The 18,802-nt window shown below is 40.0% G+C and carries 18 protein-coding genes; 2 read left to right on the top strand and 16 right to left on the bottom strand.

Going from position 1 to position 18,802, the window contains the following annotated elements; all coding sequences use genetic code 11:
- Window positions 1-3 precede the first annotated feature (3 nt).
- Together DZB84_RS16600 and DZB84_RS16595 are read right to left on the bottom strand one after the other, a co-directional pair.
- Window positions 4-1,080, bottom strand: coding sequence for a C45 family autoproteolytic acyltransferase/hydrolase (locus DZB84_RS16600; RefSeq protein WP_116353390.1), 1,077 nt, complete (start codon window positions 1,078-1,080; stop codon window positions 4-6).
- Window positions 1,081-1,159: 79 nt separating this feature from the next.
- Window positions 1,160-2,443 carry an NAD(P)/FAD-dependent oxidoreductase gene (locus tag DZB84_RS16595; RefSeq protein ID WP_223254479.1) on the bottom strand — a complete coding sequence of 428 codons (1,284 nt, stop codon included), beginning with the start codon at window positions 2,441-2,443 and terminating at the stop codon, window positions 1,160-1,162.
- A 346-nt stretch (window positions 2,444-2,789) separates the two neighbouring features.
- Between DZB84_RS16595 and potB the strand changes: the two genes are divergently transcribed.
- Both potB and DZB84_RS16585 read left to right on the top strand, forming a co-directional pair.
- The gene (gene potB, locus DZB84_RS16590; protein ID WP_223254488.1) at window positions 2,790-3,617 is read left to right on the top strand and encodes a spermidine/putrescine ABC transporter permease PotB; all 828 of its coding nucleotides are present in this window, start codon (window positions 2,790-2,792) and stop codon (window positions 3,615-3,617) included.
- A 1-nt stretch (window position 3,618) separates the two neighbouring features.
- Window positions 3,619-4,401: an ABC transporter permease gene (locus DZB84_RS16585; RefSeq protein ID WP_116353387.1), complete on the top strand. Its 783-nt coding sequence runs from the start codon at window positions 3,619-3,621 to the stop codon at window positions 4,399-4,401.
- 54 nt (window positions 4,402-4,455) lie between these two features.
- Here the strand turns inward: DZB84_RS16585 and DZB84_RS16580 are convergent, their stop codons facing one another.
- The 14 genes from DZB84_RS16580 to DZB84_RS16510 form a co-directional block, all read right to left on the bottom strand.
- Complete coding sequence (locus tag DZB84_RS16580) at window positions 4,456-4,551, bottom strand: IS3 family transposase (protein ID WP_411266273.1); 96 nt, start codon at window positions 4,549-4,551, stop codon at window positions 4,456-4,458.
- Window positions 4,552-5,049: 498 nt separating this feature from the next.
- On the bottom strand, window positions 5,050-6,129 hold the full coding sequence (locus DZB84_RS16570) for an ABC transporter ATP-binding protein (RefSeq protein WP_116353385.1): 1,080 nt from the start codon (window positions 6,127-6,129) through the stop codon (window positions 5,050-5,052).
- Between the two features lie 126 nt (window positions 6,130-6,255).
- Window positions 6,256-7,323, bottom strand: a complete 1,068-nt coding sequence (locus DZB84_RS16565) for an ABC transporter substrate-binding protein (protein ID WP_116353384.1) — start codon at window positions 7,321-7,323, stop codon at window positions 6,256-6,258.
- Window positions 7,324-8,964: an amidohydrolase gene (locus tag DZB84_RS16560; RefSeq protein ID WP_223254478.1), complete on the bottom strand. Its 1,641-nt coding sequence runs from the start codon at window positions 8,962-8,964 to the stop codon at window positions 7,324-7,326. It lies immediately after the preceding gene.
- Between the two features lie 168 nt (window positions 8,965-9,132).
- Window positions 9,133-10,077, bottom strand: a complete 945-nt coding sequence (gene trxB / locus DZB84_RS16555) for a thioredoxin-disulfide reductase (RefSeq protein ID WP_116353382.1) — start codon at window positions 10,075-10,077, stop codon at window positions 9,133-9,135.
- A gap of 101 nt (window positions 10,078-10,178) precedes the next feature.
- Window positions 10,179-11,669, bottom strand: a complete 1,491-nt coding sequence (locus tag DZB84_RS16550; RefSeq protein ID WP_116353381.1) for a tetratricopeptide repeat protein — start codon at window positions 11,667-11,669, stop codon at window positions 10,179-10,181.
- Between the two features lie 316 nt (window positions 11,670-11,985).
- The gene (hisIE, locus tag DZB84_RS16545; RefSeq protein ID WP_116353380.1) at window positions 11,986-12,606 is read right to left on the bottom strand and encodes a bifunctional phosphoribosyl-AMP cyclohydrolase/phosphoribosyl-ATP diphosphatase HisIE; all 621 of its coding nucleotides are present in this window, start codon (window positions 12,604-12,606) and stop codon (window positions 11,986-11,988) included.
- Window positions 12,603-13,361 carry an imidazole glycerol phosphate synthase subunit HisF gene (hisF, locus tag DZB84_RS16540; protein WP_116353379.1) on the bottom strand — a complete coding sequence of 253 codons (759 nt, stop codon included), beginning with the start codon at window positions 13,359-13,361 and terminating at the stop codon, window positions 12,603-12,605. The genes hisIE and hisF overlap by 4 nt, the downstream gene beginning before the upstream one ends.
- Window positions 13,358-14,095, bottom strand: coding sequence for a 1-(5-phosphoribosyl)-5-[(5-phosphoribosylamino)methylideneamino]imidazole-4-carboxamide isomerase (gene hisA, locus DZB84_RS16535; protein WP_116353378.1), 738 nt, complete (start codon window positions 14,093-14,095; stop codon window positions 13,358-13,360). The genes hisF and hisA overlap by 4 nt, the downstream gene beginning before the upstream one ends.
- Window positions 14,092-14,724 (bottom strand): imidazole glycerol phosphate synthase subunit HisH, encoded by a 633-nt coding sequence (gene hisH, locus DZB84_RS16530; RefSeq protein ID WP_116353377.1) that lies wholly within the window; start codon window positions 14,722-14,724, stop codon window positions 14,092-14,094. Before hisH ends, hisA begins: the two co-directional genes overlap by 4 nt.
- Window positions 14,725-15,312 (bottom strand): imidazoleglycerol-phosphate dehydratase HisB, encoded by a 588-nt coding sequence (gene hisB, locus DZB84_RS16525; protein WP_116353376.1) that lies wholly within the window; start codon window positions 15,310-15,312, stop codon window positions 14,725-14,727.
- Between the two features lie 398 nt (window positions 15,313-15,710).
- Window positions 15,711-16,976, bottom strand: a complete 1,266-nt coding sequence (hisD, locus tag DZB84_RS16520; RefSeq protein WP_116353375.1) for a histidinol dehydrogenase — start codon at window positions 16,974-16,976, stop codon at window positions 15,711-15,713.
- Window positions 16,977-16,996: 20 nt separating this feature from the next.
- On the bottom strand, window positions 16,997-17,626 hold the full coding sequence (gene hisG / locus DZB84_RS16515; protein WP_116353374.1) for an ATP phosphoribosyltransferase: 630 nt from the start codon (window positions 17,624-17,626) through the stop codon (window positions 16,997-16,999).
- Window positions 17,627-18,799, bottom strand: coding sequence for an ATP phosphoribosyltransferase regulatory subunit (locus tag DZB84_RS16510; protein WP_189655279.1), 1,173 nt, complete (start codon window positions 18,797-18,799; stop codon window positions 17,627-17,629).
- Window positions 18,800-18,802 lie beyond the last annotated feature (3 nt).

Below are 18,802 nucleotides of genomic sequence, written 5' to 3'. Positions count from 1 at the left end.
TGATTAAACCTCGATATACCCATCCAACGATGGTTTACCAATACATACTTGCATGGTTCGTTTTGATAGATTCATAATGACAGAGAAGACCGTCTCCATTTGACGATGCTCAGGTGCACTCGTATTCACATAATGGTTAATGGAATTTGGATAGTTGAAGGTATCAGAAAACCATTCCTTAAAGCGATTTTCATTCATTTCAGTTCCCGTTCTTATGCACGAAAAAATCAGTTGCTCTGCTCTATTTTTACGGATCATGGAATCCTCAAATTTGTATTCATTCATATCTGTAAGATGTTTTTGAACCTCGGGTGAACAAATATGGTTCGTGTGAACAACCATTCCTTCGTTGTTTGAGATCATATCCATTCCAAATGGGGAAACCTCAAAATTAGCTGCCATTGCCTGCCCGCTATCATCTTCACTTGCAATAAGGAAATTAGCTGCAGAAGCCATTTGAGTGTGTTTAATTTTTGAAATTGCTTCATGAAGGGTATGGGAATTAAGGACACTGCGCAGGCCTAAATGAATCGGGATTTGATTGGACTTTTTGTTTGTATGTAGTGCATTTAAACAGACAGCAATTCCGCTACTATTTAAGCCAATTTTCCCAATTAATCCACCCTCGGTAATCATTTTTATGGCGGGCATATTCTTTTGCTCAATCTCAAGCAAGAGTAAGCTATTTGTTTGTTCGGATTTCCAATCCCAGTTTTGACCAATGATTGTTTCCTTAGTTAGTGGTGGAGTCAGGGCAATAGCGGTACAACCATCTGAAAATGTTTTTCTTCCTGCTAATGCAATTTCACTTCGAGTGTTTAATACTAAAATATCCTCAAATCTAACCCCAGCCCCCTTCGCCACACCTTCCATTTCCTCAATAAAGTCTTCATTATAAGCATTTATCGCTGGTAAATGTTCCAATGCTACTTGAATAGCCTGATTCCAACTGATTTTGCTATATCCATAAAAGAGAGATTCATAGGTTTCAAGACTTTGATGGACCTCACTTTTCCCTTCGCTGCCATGTTTTTCACCAATTTGCCTAGGTGTACCTGACAGCTGGAGTTTTTTTATCATGTCGACATTCCTTTCTTTTTATCTATCCCTTTTTAGCCAAAATACCTTTTTTATAATTGTATGCTGGTATCTGTTTATCTTATGAGATGGCGTCTTTAACCTTAAAATAGTACTTCATTAGGCCAACTACTTTTCCATGCTGACTATAAAACGGAATGGGGCGTAAATCATTTTTTTCAAATGGATTTTTTCCATTGTTTTCGGAAAGGATATTGCCAGCAAGCAGTTTCCCCATTAAAGTCGACATTGCCGCGCCATGCCCGGCATATCCGAAAGCAAAATGGGTACCATCCTCTAGCTGACCAATGTACGGAAGCATTTCCTTTGTAAACCCAACCTTCCCGCTCCAGCAAAATTCAGCGCTATATTTTTTTAACTCTGGAAAAACGTTGTTCATTCCCTCTTTTAACTTTAAGTAGAGTGGAGCTGTATCACCACTTAATGACCGACCCGATCCTCCAAAAGCAATTCGATTGTCAGGTGTTCTTCTGAAGTAATAAAGCATGTGTTTTGTATCAAAAACGGCTCTATCTTTTGGGATTAACTTAGAAACTAGCTCTTCCGGTAATTGTTCGGTAGCAATCATAATGCTTTCAACTGGTATGACGCTTCGAGAAATCGTTTTATGTAAATTTCCTGAATAGGCGTTCGTGACAATGACTAAATGATCCGCTGTCACCCTCCCATCTTCAGTCATAATGGTGACTTTCCCATTTGACGTTTTTATGATTTCAAGCGCCTCTGAATTTTCAAAGATTGTGCCTCCGAGTTTTTCTACCGTCTCTGCTAACCCCAGCACATAATTAAATGGATGATAGGTTGCACTATTTTCATCAATACACCCACCATGATAAAAATCTGTTTTTAATTCTGCTTGTAAATCCTGCTTATCAAGTACCCGAACCTTGTAGTTAAAGTCCTTTTCTAGGATCTTTTGCTCCTCCTTTAACCAGTCGATATGCGTTAGCTTATAGGCAGCGTATATGTGGCCTGAACGTTTGAAGGAACAGGCAATATGATGATCCTTACTAATCCGTTCAATTAAATCAATGGAATCAAGAGACATTTGGAGCATTTGCTTTGCCGTTTCCAAGCTTTTTTTCTTCGCAAGTGAGCTCATCGAGTCAATAAAGCCTGTTAAAATTTGACCGCCATTTCGACCACTTGCGCCGCTTCCGAGATAGCTTTTTTCAAGTACAATTGTTTTGACGTTTTTCTTTTGCAAATGATAAGCCGTTGATAACCCCGTAAAGCCTCCTCCAATAATGACTACATCACACTCTTCGTTTCCGGATAAAGATGAACGTTGTTTTTTCGTATTTGAAGTTGCCTCCCACATTGAAAGTTGTTTCAAAAAGTCCACTCTCCTACATTTTCCGTTTGTATCTAAAATAGATTTATGCAAGTAACGTACCAAGTTAGAATTTTCACAGAAGTTAAATGTGGAAATCTAATTTTACAGTGGATAAGCACTATGCAAAAATGAATAAGTTATTCACATGTGCATAACTACCCTCTTTAAAAGTTTTGAAATAAAAAAAGAGTAGGAAAACCTAAGATTGGAATGAATCTTGCATATATAAAAGGTAATCGTTTTAATGCAGGAGGGGTCAAAGATGAATAAAGAGGAGCTTTCTACAAATCAACCGGTTACGTTGCTCGATAAACGACCGAAAAAGAGGAGGATAAAGAGTGCCGGTCCAATATGGATGTTATCCCCAGTCACATTCTGGATGATTGCATTTCTATTTATCCCGATTGTCCTGATTCTTGTTGTAAGTTTTATGACTAGGGGTACGTATGGTGGAATTGAATATATTTTTACATGGCAGAACTACGCCCGATTCTTTGATTCTTTATATTTGAATATATTGCTCATGTCTATTTTGATGGCAACAGTCACCACCGTTATTTGCATTATATTTGGATATCCTTTTGCGTATATAATTGCTCGTTCTTCCCCAAAGTATCGAACATTCTTATTGTTTCTGGTTATCATTCCTTTTTGGACGAATTCACTTATCCGTACATATGCTTGGATTATTTTGCTTCGCACCGAAGGAGTAATCAATCATCTTCTAATGAGTATTGGAATTATATCAGAACCACTTGCATTGCTTTATAATAATGGCGCCATATTAGTAGGGCTTGTGTATACTCTATTTCCATTTATGGTACTTCCGTTATATGCTTCAATCGAAAAGCTTGATAAATCCTATTTGGAGGCTGCTAGTGATCTAGGAGCAAAAGGCTGGCAAACCTTTATGAAAATTACACTACCTCTAACGATGCCCGGTATCGTCGCTGGCTCCTTACTTGTATTTATTCCAACCTTGGGACTGTTTTTCATTCCTGACCTTATGGGCGGAGCAAAGACAATGATGATAGGAAATCTAATTAAAAATCAGTTCCTTACTGCAAGGGATTGGCCATTTGGAGCGGCATCATCGGTTATTTTAGTCATTTTAACCATGATCTTAATCTTCGTTTATCTACGTATTTCTAAAGGAAACAAAGATGACTTGGGGGTGATGTAAGGTGAATTCAAGGTTTACAAAATGGTCGTCTGTCATATATGGCGCTCTTATTTATTCTTTTTTGTATTTACCAATACTAATTTTAATCCTGTTTTCATTTAATAAATCAAAACTTAACGCTGTGTGGACAGGATTTACATTTGAATGGTATGCAAAGCTTTGGTCAAATACTGAAGTTTTAGAGGCAGCTAAAATTACGATTATCGTGGCAATTGTCTCTACGATTGCATCAACGATTTTAGGAACCCTCGTATCAGTTGGGATGTACAAATATCATTTCAAGGGAAAATCGATGCTTGATGGAATGCTTTATATTCCCCTTGTCATGTCAGAGATTGTAATGGGGATTTCATTACTAGCCTTCTTCTCAATGGTAAAAATGCCTTTAGGTATTTGGACACTTATCATTTCTCACATTACATTTTGTATTCCATATGTTGTTGTCGTTGTAAGGGCTCGTTTGAAAGGATTTGATCGTTCTGTGGAAGAGGCAGCCATGGATTTAGGTGCTAGTGAATGGCAAACCTTCCGACTTATTACCTTACCAATTATAGGACCCGCGATTGTAGCAAGTGCATTGCTTTCATTTACCATCTCTCTTGATGATGTAATCGTGAGCTTCTTTGTAGCTGGTCCAGGAAGTACAACACTTCCATTACAAATATTCTCAATGGTTCGGTATGGGGTAACCCCGGAAATTAACGCATTATCAACATTAATGCTTCTCGTTACACTGGGTGCCGTTATTATTGGCGAACGGTTGTTGATGAGGAAAAATGGATAGAAATTGAAAAGAGCTTGGAATGATGATGGTGACCCCACAAAGTTAGAGTTTTTATTATGCTGCTAATTGGCTGGTTTGAGTTCGGAATTGTATTGGACTTAAACCAGCCAGTTTTACTTTAATACGTTCATTATTGTAGTAATATTTAATTTAAATTTCCCACCATACTTTGCCATAAAAAAACACCCCAGAAGTTAGATTTTTAACTCTAACTTCTGGGGTGCAGTACCGATCCAAGCTCTTTTCGTTTGGCTGTTTTCGTTAACTTTGTTGTTTTTTAATATCATTCTACGAAGGGAATTAGTAATTATTCTCCTTCCAGTGAGAAGGTAATTTCTTTTCACATCTTGTCTAACATTTGGTATCAAGATCGTCTAAAAAAAACGAAAGGCTCATTTCTAAAAGATTGTTGCTTTTAAAAACATAATGTGATTTCCGCTCCTGGCACTCGCTTTCCGCGGGCGATCCGCAAGCCTCCTCGCTTCACTGCGGGGTCTCGCTTGGCTCGCTATTCCCGCAGGACGTTGAGTTTGCTTCCTTGAGGCTACACCGCACGAAGAAAATGCATGCATTTTCGAGGATCTCGTACCATCCGCTGAAATCATTGTTTACCTCATTCGTCAGCTCATTATCTGTCGACAGCCTGAACTATTCCTTCATCACAACCCCATGGTCGACTCCCCACGTTAAATAAATATCCTTATTGATGTAGTCGATTGGTTGGGAGCCTGCTGCTTGTTCATTCACAACAACTTCCTTCCCATTTTCAAGTAAAACTACCATTTTTGAAACAGATCCCACATAGATTAGTTCCTTAAATCTTCCCTTTAATGTTACAGAATTCGTTTTAGGAGATTGGTCCTCAACGATTTTAATACGTTCTGGACGAATGGTAACAAATACTTTTTCTCCAACCCGTAGTCCTTCGTTCTTTACTTCAATTTCTTTACCACCGAAATCTAAATACGCAGAGCGGTTATCCAACCTTGAAATGTTCCCTTCAAATAGATTCGTTTCACCGATAAAATCGGCAACAAACTTGGTTTGTGGTTTTTCATAGATTTCAATCGGAGACCCTAGCTGTTCAATGAATCCATTATTCATAACGGCAATCCGGTCCGACATCGTAAGTGCCTCTTCCTGATCATGAGTAACATAAATAAATGTGATTTTAAGCTGTTGTTGAAGATGCTTCAATTCAACCTGCATTTGTTTACGAAGCTTTAAATCTAAGGCTCCCAGGGGTTCATCTAATAAAATCACCTTTGGATTGTTAATTAAAGCTCGTGCAATCGCAATCCGTTGCTTTTGACCGCCACTTAGCTGTCCCGGAGTTCTTTTTTCGTAGCCTTGTAATCGAACAAGTTCTAACATTTTCATGACCTTTTCCTTAATAATTCCTCTATCAACGCCCTTCATTTTCAGTCCGAATGCCACATTATCAAAAATATTCATATGTGGAAAAAGGGCATAGCTTTGAAAGACTGTATTCACATTTCGTCTATTGGCAGGTATTCCTTCCACATGCTTACCATCTAAAAGAATGCTGCCTGAGGTAGGTTGTTCGAAGCCGGCAATCATACGGAGAGTCGTTGTTTTCCCACATCCACTTGGTCCTAGTAATGTTAAAAACTCCCCCTCTTTTACATTCAATGACACATTTTGGACAACCTTCGTTTCCCCGAATTGTTTGTTAATATTTTGTAGTTCGACCATGTTTACTGACATGCCATTATCTTCCCCCTTGTTAGAACCCTTTTTAGAAATTAAATGCAAAAAACATGCCAATTTGCTAGCGATTGAAGGATTTATGAAAAAATGGTAGATCCCAAGACGGAATCTACCATTTATCCACTAATTTCCTGCCTTTAACTCACTGTAAATCCGATCATATAATTGTGTTGCTTCTCCAATATCAAGCGCTTGTTGTACATTTGTAACTTGATCAAGATCTGGATACACAACTTTATTATTCTTTAAATCCTCTGGAAGCAATTTATAAGCTTCCACATTAGGGTTCCCGTACGGATATGTTGTAGAAATTAGTTTACTGATTTCAGGTTGTAGCAAGAAGTCTATAAATTTTTCTGCATTTTCAAGATGCGGTGCGTCTTTTGGAATAACAAAATTGTCATGGAAAACCATTAAGCCTTCTTCAGGAATAATTGGAACAATAGCTGGATTTTCTTTTTGTGCATTAAATACTTCAGCTGTCCATGCCATTCCTGCTGCAACATCCCCAGAAATCATCATTGTTTTTGGCTCCGTGTTAAATGCCCTAATATTTGGACGAAGCTCTAAAAGCTTTTCTTTTGCTTCTTCTAACTCTTTTTCGTCAGTCGTATTCATTGAATATCCTAGCATTTGCAGAGCAAGCCCAATTACACCTCGTTGGTCATCTGGTAAAACGACTTTATCCTTAAGCTCTGGCCTGAATAGATCCTCATAGCCTTTTATTTCAAAATCTACGAGTTCCGTATTTTGAAATAAAACCCCCGAACCCCAGAGATAAGGAATGAAATAGTCACCCTCTTTATCAAATTCGGCAGTCGTAAACGTTGAATCTAGGTTTTTAACATTCGGGATATTTTCTTTATTTATTTTCTGGATTAAATCTTGTTTCAGTAGGATATCAACGAAAAATGTTGTAGCAACAGCAATGTCATACTGTGTATTTCCCGCTTGTAATTTCGCCATCATTTCCTCGTTGCTTGAGTACGCATCGTAATTTACTTTTATTCCTGTTTCCTCTTCAAATTGTTGGATCACTTCTTGTGGTAAATATTCCGCCCAGTTGAATAAATTTAATACCTTTTCATTCGATTGCTTAGTTCCTCCTGTTTCCTTTCCGCCGCAAGCAGATAAAAATGTTAAAGCTATTAATATAAAAGAAATGGCGATGATTCTCGTTTTCTTATACATTTACATGGCCCCTTCCAGCCTTTTTGTTTGTCCTCGCGAATACACGATATTTCCATCCATTATTGTCATTTCAACCTTTGCTTCTAGAATCTCTTTCACATCTACCGAAAAAAGATTTCGATCTAAGATGATTACATCAGCCTTTTTTCCAGCCTCAACCGTACCTAAATCATTCTCGCGGAAATTTCCATAGGCAGGAGCCTTCGTGTAAAACTTTAGTGCCTCTGCAAGGGATACTTTTTCTTGTGGATTCCACCCCTCTTCTGGCGTTCCATCTGCATTTCTTCTTGTTACAGCGCGGTAGATTTCAATCATCGGATTCATATCAACGACCGGATAGTCACTACTAAAAGCAATGGATGCACCACTCCTTTTTAGGGATCCAATTGGCCAAGTATATCGAGATCGTTCTGGACCCAATCGTTCAAGATATGTATGTCCCTCCATTGATTCTGCACTCATATGCTCAGGTTGTATCGAGGCAATGACCTGAAGTTCCTCAAAACGGTTTATATCGTCCGGGTGAATAACCTCAATGTGCTCAATCGTATGTCTAGAATCTCGCTTTCCATTTTGCTTTTGTGCAGCTTCATAGCAGTCAAGTCCAAACCTAACTGCGCCATCGCCACAGGCATGTAGTCGGATACGAAAGCCTTCCTTGTCAGCTTCCTTAATCCAACTCATATAGGTTTCTTCTTCAAACAAAATGCCACCTTTTGTTTCAGGTCGGTCTGAATACGGCTCAATTAAATAACCCGTATACGTATTTGGAACGCCGTCAATAAATTGTTTTAATCCGGAAAACTGTAATTTATCAGATTTGTAAAGTTCACGGTAGGATTTCGCTTTTGATAAATCCCCATCGAGAGCGGATAAGAAGTGTATTCTTGTTGTTAATTTACCTTCTCTTTCATAGTTCGCATAAAAGGATGGAGACCCCAGTTCAAAGCCAGGCAATGGAAGCATATCACTTACCGATGTAATTCCATGGGAAGCGGCCTTTTTCAAAAAAGCATCCATTAATTTTCGCTGTTTTTCCTCTGAGAATTGATAGGCTTTTTCTGCAACCAGCTTTACAGCTGTTTCATACAAAAAACCAGTGGGTTCTCCGTTTTGATCTCTTTCAATTAAACCAAATGGAGGATCTTGAGTATCTTTTGTTATATTTAAAACGGTAAGAGCTTCTGAGTTTACCCAAGCACTATGTGCTTCCTCATTTAACAGGAATACTGGACGATTTGGGATAAGTTGATCAAGCGAATGGCGAGTTGGTGTTTTTTTCCCTGGCCAACGTACATGATGCCAGCCAAATCCTAACACCCAAGGTTCATTGGGATTCTTCTCTGCATATTGATAAATTTTTTGAACAGCCTCTAATTCTGACGTGCATTCTGTAAGTGTGGTGAACTCGCTAAACATACTCCCTAATACAAGGTGAAGATGAAAGTCATGAAAACCAGGTAAAACAAGCTTATCCTCTGCGTGAATAATCTTTGTCTGTGGACCTATATAATCGTTTACGTTTTCAATCTCCCCCACACACAGGATTCTATCGTTTTTGATGACGACTGCTCCATTTATTGGATTAGACTCATTCCCGGTAAAAATTGCATTCCCCTTAATAATGATATCTGCGTACAAGCCGCAATCCCCCCTCGAAAAATGGCACGTAATCATTTATTTACGTTTGTTGTACTCTCCTCCTTTAAAAGACTAAAATCATCGTTAATTAAATATGCAAATACCGTGCCAAAATTGGCCATAAACACAAAAAAGCGCCATCCTCAGGGATGACGCTTTTTCTGTATATTATGCTTTTATTTTTTCCATTAATTCTTCAACATAATGCTGTGCTGCTTGGGCAGCGATGCTTCCGTCGCCTGTTGCGGTTACGATTTGGCGAAGTTGTTTTTCACGGATGTCACCTGCTGCGAAAATGCCTGGCACTTTTGTTTCCATATTTTCGTTTGTTTCAATATAGCCATTTTCGTTTGTAATGCCTAAGCCTTCAAAAGGTTTTGAAAGTGGTAGCATTCCAACGTATACGAATACGCCATCGGCGCCAAACTCCGTTTCCTCACCTGTTTGTGTATTAACAAGAGTTAAGCTACCAACCTTGCCATCTTTTTCGTGAATTTCTTTAACTGTATGATTCCAGATAAACTCCACTTTTGGGTTATCAAATGCACGTTGTTGAAGGATCTTTTGGGCACGTAGCTCATCACGGCGGTGAATGATTGTTACCTTAGAAGCGAAACGAGTTAAGTACACGCCTTCTTCTACTGCAGAATCTCCGCCTCCTACTACAACAAGTTCTCTGTTTTTAAAGAATGCACCATCACATACTGCACAATAAGAAACGCCACGCCCACCAAGTTCTTTCTCACCTGGTACTCCAATTTTCTTATACTCCGCACCAGTTGAAATGATCACTGCACGAGTTTTATATTCTTTACTTCCTGCAATTACAGTTTTATATTCTTCACCATCGATGACTTCTTTAATATCCCCATACGCATATTCTGCACCGAATTTTTTCGCGTGCTCAAACATTTTTGTGGATAGCTCAGGACCTAAAATATGGTCAAAGCCTGGGTAGTTTTCAACTTCCTCTGTGTTTGCCATTTGACCACCCGGAATCCCACGCTCAAGCATTAATGTTGATAGGTTTGCACGAGATGTATAAACGGCAGCAGTCATGCCTGCTGGTCCGGCACCGATAATAATGACATCATAAATTTTTTCTTCCGTCATTTTTACGTCTCTCCTAACTTCTGTGAGTAAAATTTAGTATATCGTTTAGTATCTCCTATTCCTATCCTATAAAATCCTGACAAAATCCGCTATTAATATGCTCATTGTAGGAGTTCTTTTACAAATTTTACATATTTCATGACGGTTGCCTTCGAAATCTTATACTTATCCGCAACCTGTTTTTGTGTAATTGTTCGTGACACATGATTACGCCAAATGTATTCTGTTGCAGCAGCCCAAGCCTGCCAGTTTGAAACATTGAACTGACGCTTAACCGCCTCATCGTAGATCATTAACCAAGTTAAATACAGTTCTTCATTTGCTGTATCATCATGTTTATTTTTTGTAAATAAAGTGTCCGCAATATTGTATCCATCAACAATGTAAGATGGTATTTTTTCCGTTTTTTTCTTTTTAGCTAAAACATAATTTGCAAATTCTTGTTCAAGTGTCGCATGAAACTGAATATGCTTTAAATCCTTACGTGCCAAGGACGAATTTGTTTTGCTTGCTAAAAATAAACCATATAAGCGTTCCTCAATAAAATCACCGGTCAACCAACGATCAAGCACATCACTTATTGGCTTTGTAGAGTCAGATTCCCAAGGTGCTGAACCCTTTTTACTTGGATTTTCTTCGAGCACTCGCTTCCACGCGTTTTTGGCAACATCAAAATGCTCTGTGAAATAGGCTGAATAGGAAAGCCAATAATAAAAGGTTTCATCCCCTTCAAAACCGCTACGCTGCAAATTACGTAACCATTGATAAGCAAGATCATGTCTTCCGATTAACCCAAAGGTTGCACCTAGTTTATATCGGTGTTCAAACAAAATCGGATGAATAAATGATAATCGTCTCGTTAACTCTTTTACCTGTTGATTTTTACGTTGATAATATAAAAAGACAAGAGAATTGCAGAGTGCGTGCAGATTTCCAGGGTTCTTACTCAATACCTCATCTAGGATCTCGGATGCATTTTCCACATCTCCTGAATAAAAATAGGCAAGCGCCAAATTATTATAAGCTGACCAAAATTCAGGGTACTCACGAATAATTTCCTTTAAAAGGGTCACCGCTTCGTCCAATTTCCCTGTTTCAAGGAATTCACGTGCATGTTCCTGTTTCACAATGAGTTCATCCTGATGGTTTGCGGAAACCTCATCGTCGCCTTCCTCAAGACGTAATAGGTCAAGCAAATCCTCGGCGTCTTCAGCAAAATCCCCATCAGGTTCACGCTCTAAATACCAATCTGCATGTTTTGCAGCCTCTTGGAACAAGCCTAAATGTGCATAATTGTTAGCCATAAAATAAAAACACTCAGGCATATCGAATTTTGGCTCATCTATTATTTTAGTAAGATATTGATTTGATACGACATAGTCGCCGATTTCAGTCAGTGCAACCGATAGTTGGCATAAAAACATCGGCTCATTCGGCTCAAGCTCAATCGCTCGCTTAAAATGTTTAATCGATTTATATATATCATGCTGGCGATACGCCTTTAGTCCTTTTTTAAAATAATATTCTCCCGTCTGGATAAACGGAATAATCTTTGATGCATGTTGTCTTTCTTTTACGTTTTGTTTTTCCATCAGGGTCCTCCAAAAAATAAATCCGAATAAAATTATTTCCCAAGGTAGTATAACATATAAAGGCAATTGGAACATAGAGGTGCTTGGCTAAAAACGAAAACTTTGCCATGGTATTTTGTGGACAATGTGAATAATGTGGACAGTTCCTTCCCTTTATGTGAATAATCTGACGTATTTACTGGATTGAGGTAAGATATACACTAAAACTCTGGTCGGATTGTGGATATTGAGGATAACGGGGATAAGTGATTCGCATTCTAGTAAAATAAAGGGTTGAAAAAGGGTACTTGCTGTGGATAAGTACCCTATAAATTCATCATCTTCTTTTTTGTAAAACAGACAATACGTCATCAAGTGGGAGCTTTTGTTCACGAAGTAAGACAAGCAAGTGATAAATGAGATCTGCCGCTTCCCATTTTAATTCTTCGTGGCTGCGATTCTTGGCTGCAATGATCACCTCGGAAGCTTCTTCTCCTACTTTTTTCAGGATCTTATCAACCCCTTTATCAAATAGGTATGTCGTATACGCTCCCTCTGGCATTTCTGCTTCGCGCTCAGCTATTACTTTTTCAAGCTCATTAAGGATGGCAAAGCGGTCAGAAGTCACTTCTTTTGCTTCTCCCAGTAAAGAGTCATTAAAGCATGTATAGTTACCAGTGTGGCATGCAGGTCCTGCTGGTTCAACTAAAACTAGAATAGCATCCTTGTCACAATCGTATTTTATATCGACAATCTTTTGGGTGTTTCCGGACGTTTCACCTTTGTGCCAAAGCTCTTGACGAGAGCGGCTATAAAACCACGTTTCACGTGTTTCAATGGATTTGCGTAGTGATTCTTCATTCATATATGCAAGTGTTAAAACCTCTTTGCTCACAGCATCCTGAACAATGGCAGGAGCAAGTCCCTTTTCATCGAATTTAATGTCTGGTGTGTTCATCGGACATTGACCCCTTTCTCTTTTAAAACTTGTTTAACCTCTTTTACAGATGTTTCTTTGTAGTGAAAAATACTCGCTGCAAGTGCTGCGTCTGCCTTACCTTCAGTGAAGGCTTCCACAAAATGCCCAGCATTTCCAGCACCCCCTGAAGCGATGACAGGAACGGAAACAGCTTCACTGACTCGTCTAGTTAATTCTAGATTGAAGCCATCCTTGCTTCCATCATCGTCCATGCTCGTTAACAAGATCTCTCCTGCACCACGCTGTACCACTTCCTGTGCCCACGCAACAACCTCCCATTCGGTTGCATTACGACCACCATGTGTATATACTCGCCAGCTGCCAAGTCCCTCATCATATTTTGCATCGATCGCCACAACAATACATTGAGAGCCGAAGAAATCTGCTCCTTCTTTAATGAGGTCTGGATTTGTTACAGCTGCCGTATTCAGTGAAACCTTGTCAGCGCCAGCACGAAGGATTTTTTTCATATCCTCTAAGGAATTGATTCCTCCTCCTACTGTAAAAGGAATTGCAAGCTCTGCAGCAACTTTTTCAACAACCTCAACCATCGTTTTTCGACCCTCATGAGAAGCTGAAATATCTAAAAATACCAATTCATCTGCACCTTCGGAATCGTAAAACTTCGCGAGTTCAACAGGATCACCTGCATCTCGAAGCCCAACAAATTGAATTCCTTTTACGACTCGGCCGTCCTTTACATCTAGGCATGGAATGATTCGTTTCGTTATCATGAACCTTTCACCTCTTCTAACGCCTCTTGGACAGTAAATTGGTTGGTGTAAATCGCTTTTCCGACAATTGCTCCAGAAACACCTTGCTCCACAAGCTTACTAAGTGCTTTAAGGTCATCGATTGAGCTAACCCCACCTGAAGCAATGACTTTTTTACCTGTTGCAGCAGCAAGTGTTGCAACCGCATCGATGTTAGGTCCACTGAGCATGCCATCGGTTGCGATATCTGTAAAAATAAACACTTCAGCCCCCGCATTCGCAAGCTCGATACCTAAATCAGTCGCTTTTACGGAAGAAGTGTTTAGCCATCCTTCCGTTGCAACATAACCGTCTTTTGCATCAATACCGATTGCAATTTTTTCTTTGTATTTTTTAAGCATTTCCTTTACAAAATCAGGATTAGAAATGGCAGCACTTCCTAAAATTACACGATCAACGCCATTTTCAATATAATAGGCCACATCCTCTTCTGTTCGAATGCCACCCCCGATTTGAACCTTTGCGTCAAGTTTATTTGCAACCTCAAGCACATATTGATCATTCACGCGCTTTCCGACTTTTGCTCCATCTAAGTCCACCATATGAATCCACTCTGCGCCAGCATCAGCAAAAGCTTTTGCCATATCAAAAGGAGAATCACCGTACACGGTTTCCTTATTATAATCCCCTTGAAGCAAGCGAACGCATTTCCCACCACGCATATCGATTGCAGGGTAAATTGTAAATGTACTCATATTGACACCTTCTTTTCCACGATTGCAGCGTAGTTTTGGAGAATTTTCAAACCTAACTCACTGCTTTTTTCCGGATGAAACTGGGTTCCAAATACATTTCCTTTCCCGACAACAGCTGGAACCTCCACATCATAGGTACTACTTGCGATCACATTTTCATTATCAGTTTTCGCATAATAGGAGTGAACGAAATAGACATGTCCACCCTCGATATTCTGTAAAAGCGGAGAAGGATTGATCAGGTTAAGGTCATTCCAGCCCATATGTGGCACCTTGTAGGATTCTCCACTTGTTGTTACTCCAGGAAATTTTGTAATTCTTCCTGTTAAAAAGCCAAGACCCTGGGTGAGTCCATTTTCTTCGCTTTCTTCAAATAATAGCTGCATCCCTAAACAAATTCCTAGAATTGGTGTTCCTTTTGCCACGGATTCTTTTATAAAGGCCACTAATCCTTTTTCATGTAAAATTCCCATCGCATCCTTGAAGGAACCCACACCTGGTAAAATCAAGCCGTCAGCTTTGCTGAGCTCTTCAGGTGAACTTGAAATGAAGTATTCGTGGTTCATCCGTTCAAGCGCCTTAGAAACGCTGTATAAATTCCCCATGCCGTAATCAATTATGCCGATCATCTACAACATCCCTTTCGTTGATGGGACCCCCTTAACTCGTGGGTCAACTATAGTTGCTTCATCTAATGCACGACCTAATGCTTTAAAAATCGCCTCAATCATGTGATGTGTATTGTGACCATAGTGAACAATAACATGGAGATTGATTCTTGCTTCTAATGCAAGCTTCCATAAAAACTCATGTACGAGTTCCGTGTCAAACGTACCAACACGGGAGCTTGGAAATTCCGCCTTTAATTCAAAGTGTGGACGGTTTCCAAGATCAATAACAACCTGGGCAAGTGCTTCATCCATTGGCACAAATGCATTTCCGTAGCGCTTGATTCCTTTTTTATCACCTAGCGCTTCGCGTAATGCCTGTCCTAAACAAATTCCAATGTCCTCTGTTGTGTGGTGATCATCAATTTCAGTATCACCCTTTGCATCAACTGTCAGGTTAAAATGCCCGTGCTTTGTGAAAAGGTCGAGCATGTGTGACATAAATGGAACTCCCGTATCTAGCTTTGAGGTTCCTTCCCCATCTACTGTAAAATCTAGTTTTATATCTGTTTCATTTGTTTTACGTTCAACTTTTGCTTGTCTTGTCATGATTACACCTACCGTTATCCACAATTTTATAATACTTAATGAATGCTTGGTATTACTCGTTTTGGTGGATTATTACCCACATAATCCACAGATAAATCCTCAATTTTGTGAATTATTTAAATAAATGTTCAAAAGGAGGATGAAAAGGACCTCGCCGGCTAATATCGCCACGTCCTGTGGCGTCGCCGGCACTAGCACATCCTGTGCGTCGAAAGTTCAAGGCGGCGCAGCTTTGAGTACCGGAACCGGAACGTATGTAGTTAATACGTGAGGAACGAAAAAGCAAGCCAACGCTCTTCCACAGGATGTGGTGACTTCGACGTTCGACACAGGACTTGTCGGCATTTAGTCGAAGTTCCTCTATTCGCTGTGTCATTTTCACCGGACTTTTGAACCTCCTATTTTAATCGTTCTTCAACTGCTCTCGCGTGTGCTTCCAGTCCTTCTAGTCTTGCGAAAGCCGCAATCTTTGGACCGTTATCTACAATTGCTTGTTTGCTGTATGAAATGATGCTGGATTTTTTCGTAAAATCATCCACACTTAATGGACTTGAAAAACGTGCTGTTCCGTTTGTTGGAAGAACATGGTTTGGACCAGCGAAATAGTCGCCAACAGGCTCTGAACTATAACGACCGATAAATATTGCACCAGCGTGCTTGATTTTACCTACCTGTTCCATAGGTTCCTTTGTCATGATTTCTAGATGCTCAGGTGCAAGCTCATTTACAACCTGAATGGCTTCATCTCCATCATTTGTGACATAAATCGCCCCGAAGTCATTGATGGAAGCTCTCGCGATCGCCTCACGAGGTAGGAGCGATAATTGTTTTTCAACTTCTTCAGCAACTAATTCGGCTAGCTCCATAGAGGGCGTTACAAGAATACTTGATGCCCGCTCATCATGCTCAGCCTGGGATAAAAGGTCAGCTGCTACTTCGTTTGGAAGAGCTGTTTCATCCGCCAACACAACGATTTCGCTTGGTCCTGCGATCATGTCGATATCCACATTTCCATATACCTCACGCTTGGCCAACGCCACAAATATATTTCCAGGTCCGACAATTTTATCAACAGGCTTGATCGATTCAGTACCATATGCCAAGGCGCCAACTGCCTGAGCACCGCCTACCTTGTAGATTTCTTTAACACCCAATATATCAGCTGCAACGATTACACCTGCTGGAATTGTACCGTCCTTCCCAGGTGGGGATACCATCACGATTCGCTTGACACCTGCAACCTGTGCTGGGATGACATTCATGAGGACGGATGATGGATAGGCTGCTTTCCCACCTGGTACATACACACCTACAGCATCAAGTGGGGTGATTTTTTGACCAAGAATCGTACCATTATCCTTCATCGTCATCCATGACTGCTTGGTTTGTCGACTATGGTAATCTCGAATATTTTCCGCGGCTTCTTTAATGATTTGAACCATATTCTCATCTAATTTATAATAAGCTTCTTTGATGTCTGAATCCGTGACTTTAAACTCACGAAGTAAAACTCCATCAAATTTTTCCGTATAAGATCGAAGGGCGTTATCCCCTTCTTTTTGTACTTCGGTAAGTATTTCTAATACTGCTTTTCTCTGTTCCTCAGTCCCACTATCAATTGTCCGCTTCAGTGAAACAGTGTTGGTTACACGTTCTATTCGCATGCTGTGTCGGTCCTTTCTAACTATTGAGATACGACTTTGGATAATCTCTCTACAATATCGTCGATTTGCTGATCTCTTAAGCGATAGCTCACTGGATTGACGATAAGACGTGAAGTGATGTCCGCTATGTGCTCAAGCTCAACCAATCCATTTTCCTTTAAGGTGCGTCCTGTTGATACAATATCCACAATTCGGTCGGCCAATCCAATTAAAGGAGCAAGTTCAATGGAACCGTTCAATTTAATGATTTCCACCTGTTCCCCATTTTCACGAAAATAACCAGAGGCGACGTTTGGATATTTCGTGGCAATTTTAGGTGCAACACCTTTCACTTTCACATCAGGTAACCCTGCAACCGCGAGATAGCATTTGCTAATTTGTAAATCAAGCACTTCATAAACGTCGCGCTCTTCCTCAAGCATAACGTCCTTCCCGGCAATTCCAAGGTCTGCAACGCCATGCTCCACATACGTGGTGACATCCATTGGCTTTGCAAGCATGAATCGAAATGGCTCGTCAGGCACGTCGATAATTAATTTTCGGGAATCCTCAAATTCAGGAGGAAGCTTGTAGCCTGCTTTTTGTAAAAGCTGTGCCGCTTCTTCAAAAATTCGTCCTTTCGGCATCGCTATCGTTAGTTTGTCGTTCATTTACTCTTCCTCCTTCTTTGTCGTTCCTAAGAAAAAGGTATTTTTCGCAAATGCGCTTGTGCACGCATCCACATCCTTGATTCCAGCAATATCTTGAAGGATGACGCGCTCACCCTGTTCTCTTTTATTCATCGCAAAGCGAATGGCTTCGTCTCGTTGTTCTGCACTAAATATCACACAATGAATTTCGGGCTCATCCTGTGGTAGATCAAGTGCTTCCAGAAGTCGATCAATCCGAATTCCAAAGCCTGTCGCCGGTGCTGGACGATCAAATTTTTCAAATAAATGATCATAGCGACCGCCGTTACCAACTAAAAAGCCAACATTCTCAGCGTAAATTTCGAAAAGGATTCCTGTATAGTAGCTCATATGACTGACAAGATTAAAATCAATTTTAATATGCTCTGTCACACCGAATGCCTCTAACTTTTTCCACAGCATTTCAAGTTCTTCGGCTGCCTTTTTTCCTTCTTCACATTCGACTAATTCTTTTGCTTTAGCAATTTTTGCGTCATTTCCTCTTAATTGTAAAAGAGTTAGCAATCGTTGTTTATCAATAGAAGAGAGCGGCAAGTTTTTCACATGCTCTCTATAGCCAACATAATTTTTTTCATATAAATAACGTTGAAGAACATCAGCTCTTGCTTCGTTTCCGACAATCTCCATGAACAATGATTTTACGTAGCCAATATGACCAATTGGCACGGTAAAATTGGTAAGTCCCGCTTGCTTAAGTGCCGAAATCATAAGAGAAATAACCTCTGCATCTGCACTGGTTGTCGTATCACCAATATACTCAACCCCGATTTGCTCGAATTCGGCAGGTCTTCCACCTTCATGTTGTTGAGCGCGGAACACATTTGCTGAGTATGCGATACGTAGTGGGTATTCTCCTTTATATAATCGGGACGCTGCAACTCTGGCAATTGGCGCCGTCATATCAGGTCGAAGGACAAGTGTATGTCCCTGTGAATCCAATAATTTAAATAGTTGACGGTCGAGGATCGCTGATGCCTCACCGATTGTTTCATAATATTCAAGTGTTGGAGTTTCAATAAATTGATAGCCCCAGCTTTCAATTTGAGACGACATAGCATTTCGAATTTTCTTTTTCGCTTCATATAAAGCTGGCAATGTATCTCTCATCCCCAGGGGTTTTTCAAACATAAACACGAT

The sequence above is a fragment of the Bacillus sp. HNG genome, from assembly GCF_003400205.1.
Taxonomy (GTDB): Bacteria; Bacillota; Bacilli; order Bacillales; family Bacillaceae_L; genus Ferdinandcohnia.
This window is presented reverse-complemented; position numbering and strand designations above follow the sequence as displayed.

Excerpts from the sequence above, each read along its gene's own strand:
- potB (WP_223254488.1), top strand. The coding sequence starts at position 2,790 with ATGTTATCCCCAGTCACATTCTGGATGATTGCATTTCTATTTATCCCG.
- DZB84_RS16550 (WP_116353381.1), bottom strand. The coding sequence starts at position 11,669 with ATGGAAAAACAAAACGTAAAAGAAAGACAACATGCATCAAAGATTATT.
- hisA (WP_116353378.1), bottom strand. The coding sequence starts at position 14,095 with ATGAGTACATTTACAATTTACCCTGCAATCGATATGCGTGGTGGGAAA.
- DZB84_RS16565 (WP_116353384.1), bottom strand. The coding sequence starts at position 7,323 with ATGTATAAGAAAACGAGAATCATCGCCATTTCTTTTATATTAATAGCT.
- hisD (WP_116353375.1), bottom strand. The coding sequence starts at position 16,976 with ATGCGAATAGAACGTGTAACCAACACTGTTTCACTGAAGCGGACAATT.
- hisB (WP_116353376.1), bottom strand. The coding sequence starts at position 15,312 with ATGACAAGACAAGCAAAAGTTGAACGTAAAACAAATGAAACAGATATA.
- hisG (WP_116353374.1), bottom strand. The coding sequence starts at position 17,626 with ATGAACGACAAACTAACGATAGCGATGCCGAAAGGACGAATTTTTGAA.
- DZB84_RS16600 (WP_116353390.1), bottom strand. The coding sequence starts at position 1,080 with ATGATAAAAAAACTCCAGCTGTCAGGTACACCTAGGCAAATTGGTGAA.
- trxB (WP_116353382.1), bottom strand. The coding sequence starts at position 10,077 with ATGACGGAAGAAAAAATTTATGATGTCATTATTATCGGTGCCGGACCA.
- DZB84_RS16570 (WP_116353385.1), bottom strand. The coding sequence starts at position 6,129 with ATGTCAGTAAACATGGTCGAACTACAAAATATTAACAAACAATTCGGG.
- hisH (WP_116353377.1), bottom strand. The coding sequence starts at position 14,724 with ATGATCGGCATAATTGATTACGGCATGGGGAATTTATACAGCGTTTCT.
- hisF (WP_116353379.1), bottom strand. The coding sequence starts at position 13,361 with ATGATAACGAAACGAATCATTCCATGCCTAGATGTAAAGGACGGCCGA.
- hisIE (WP_116353380.1), bottom strand. The coding sequence starts at position 12,606 with ATGAACACACCAGACATTAAATTCGATGAAAAGGGACTTGCTCCTGCC.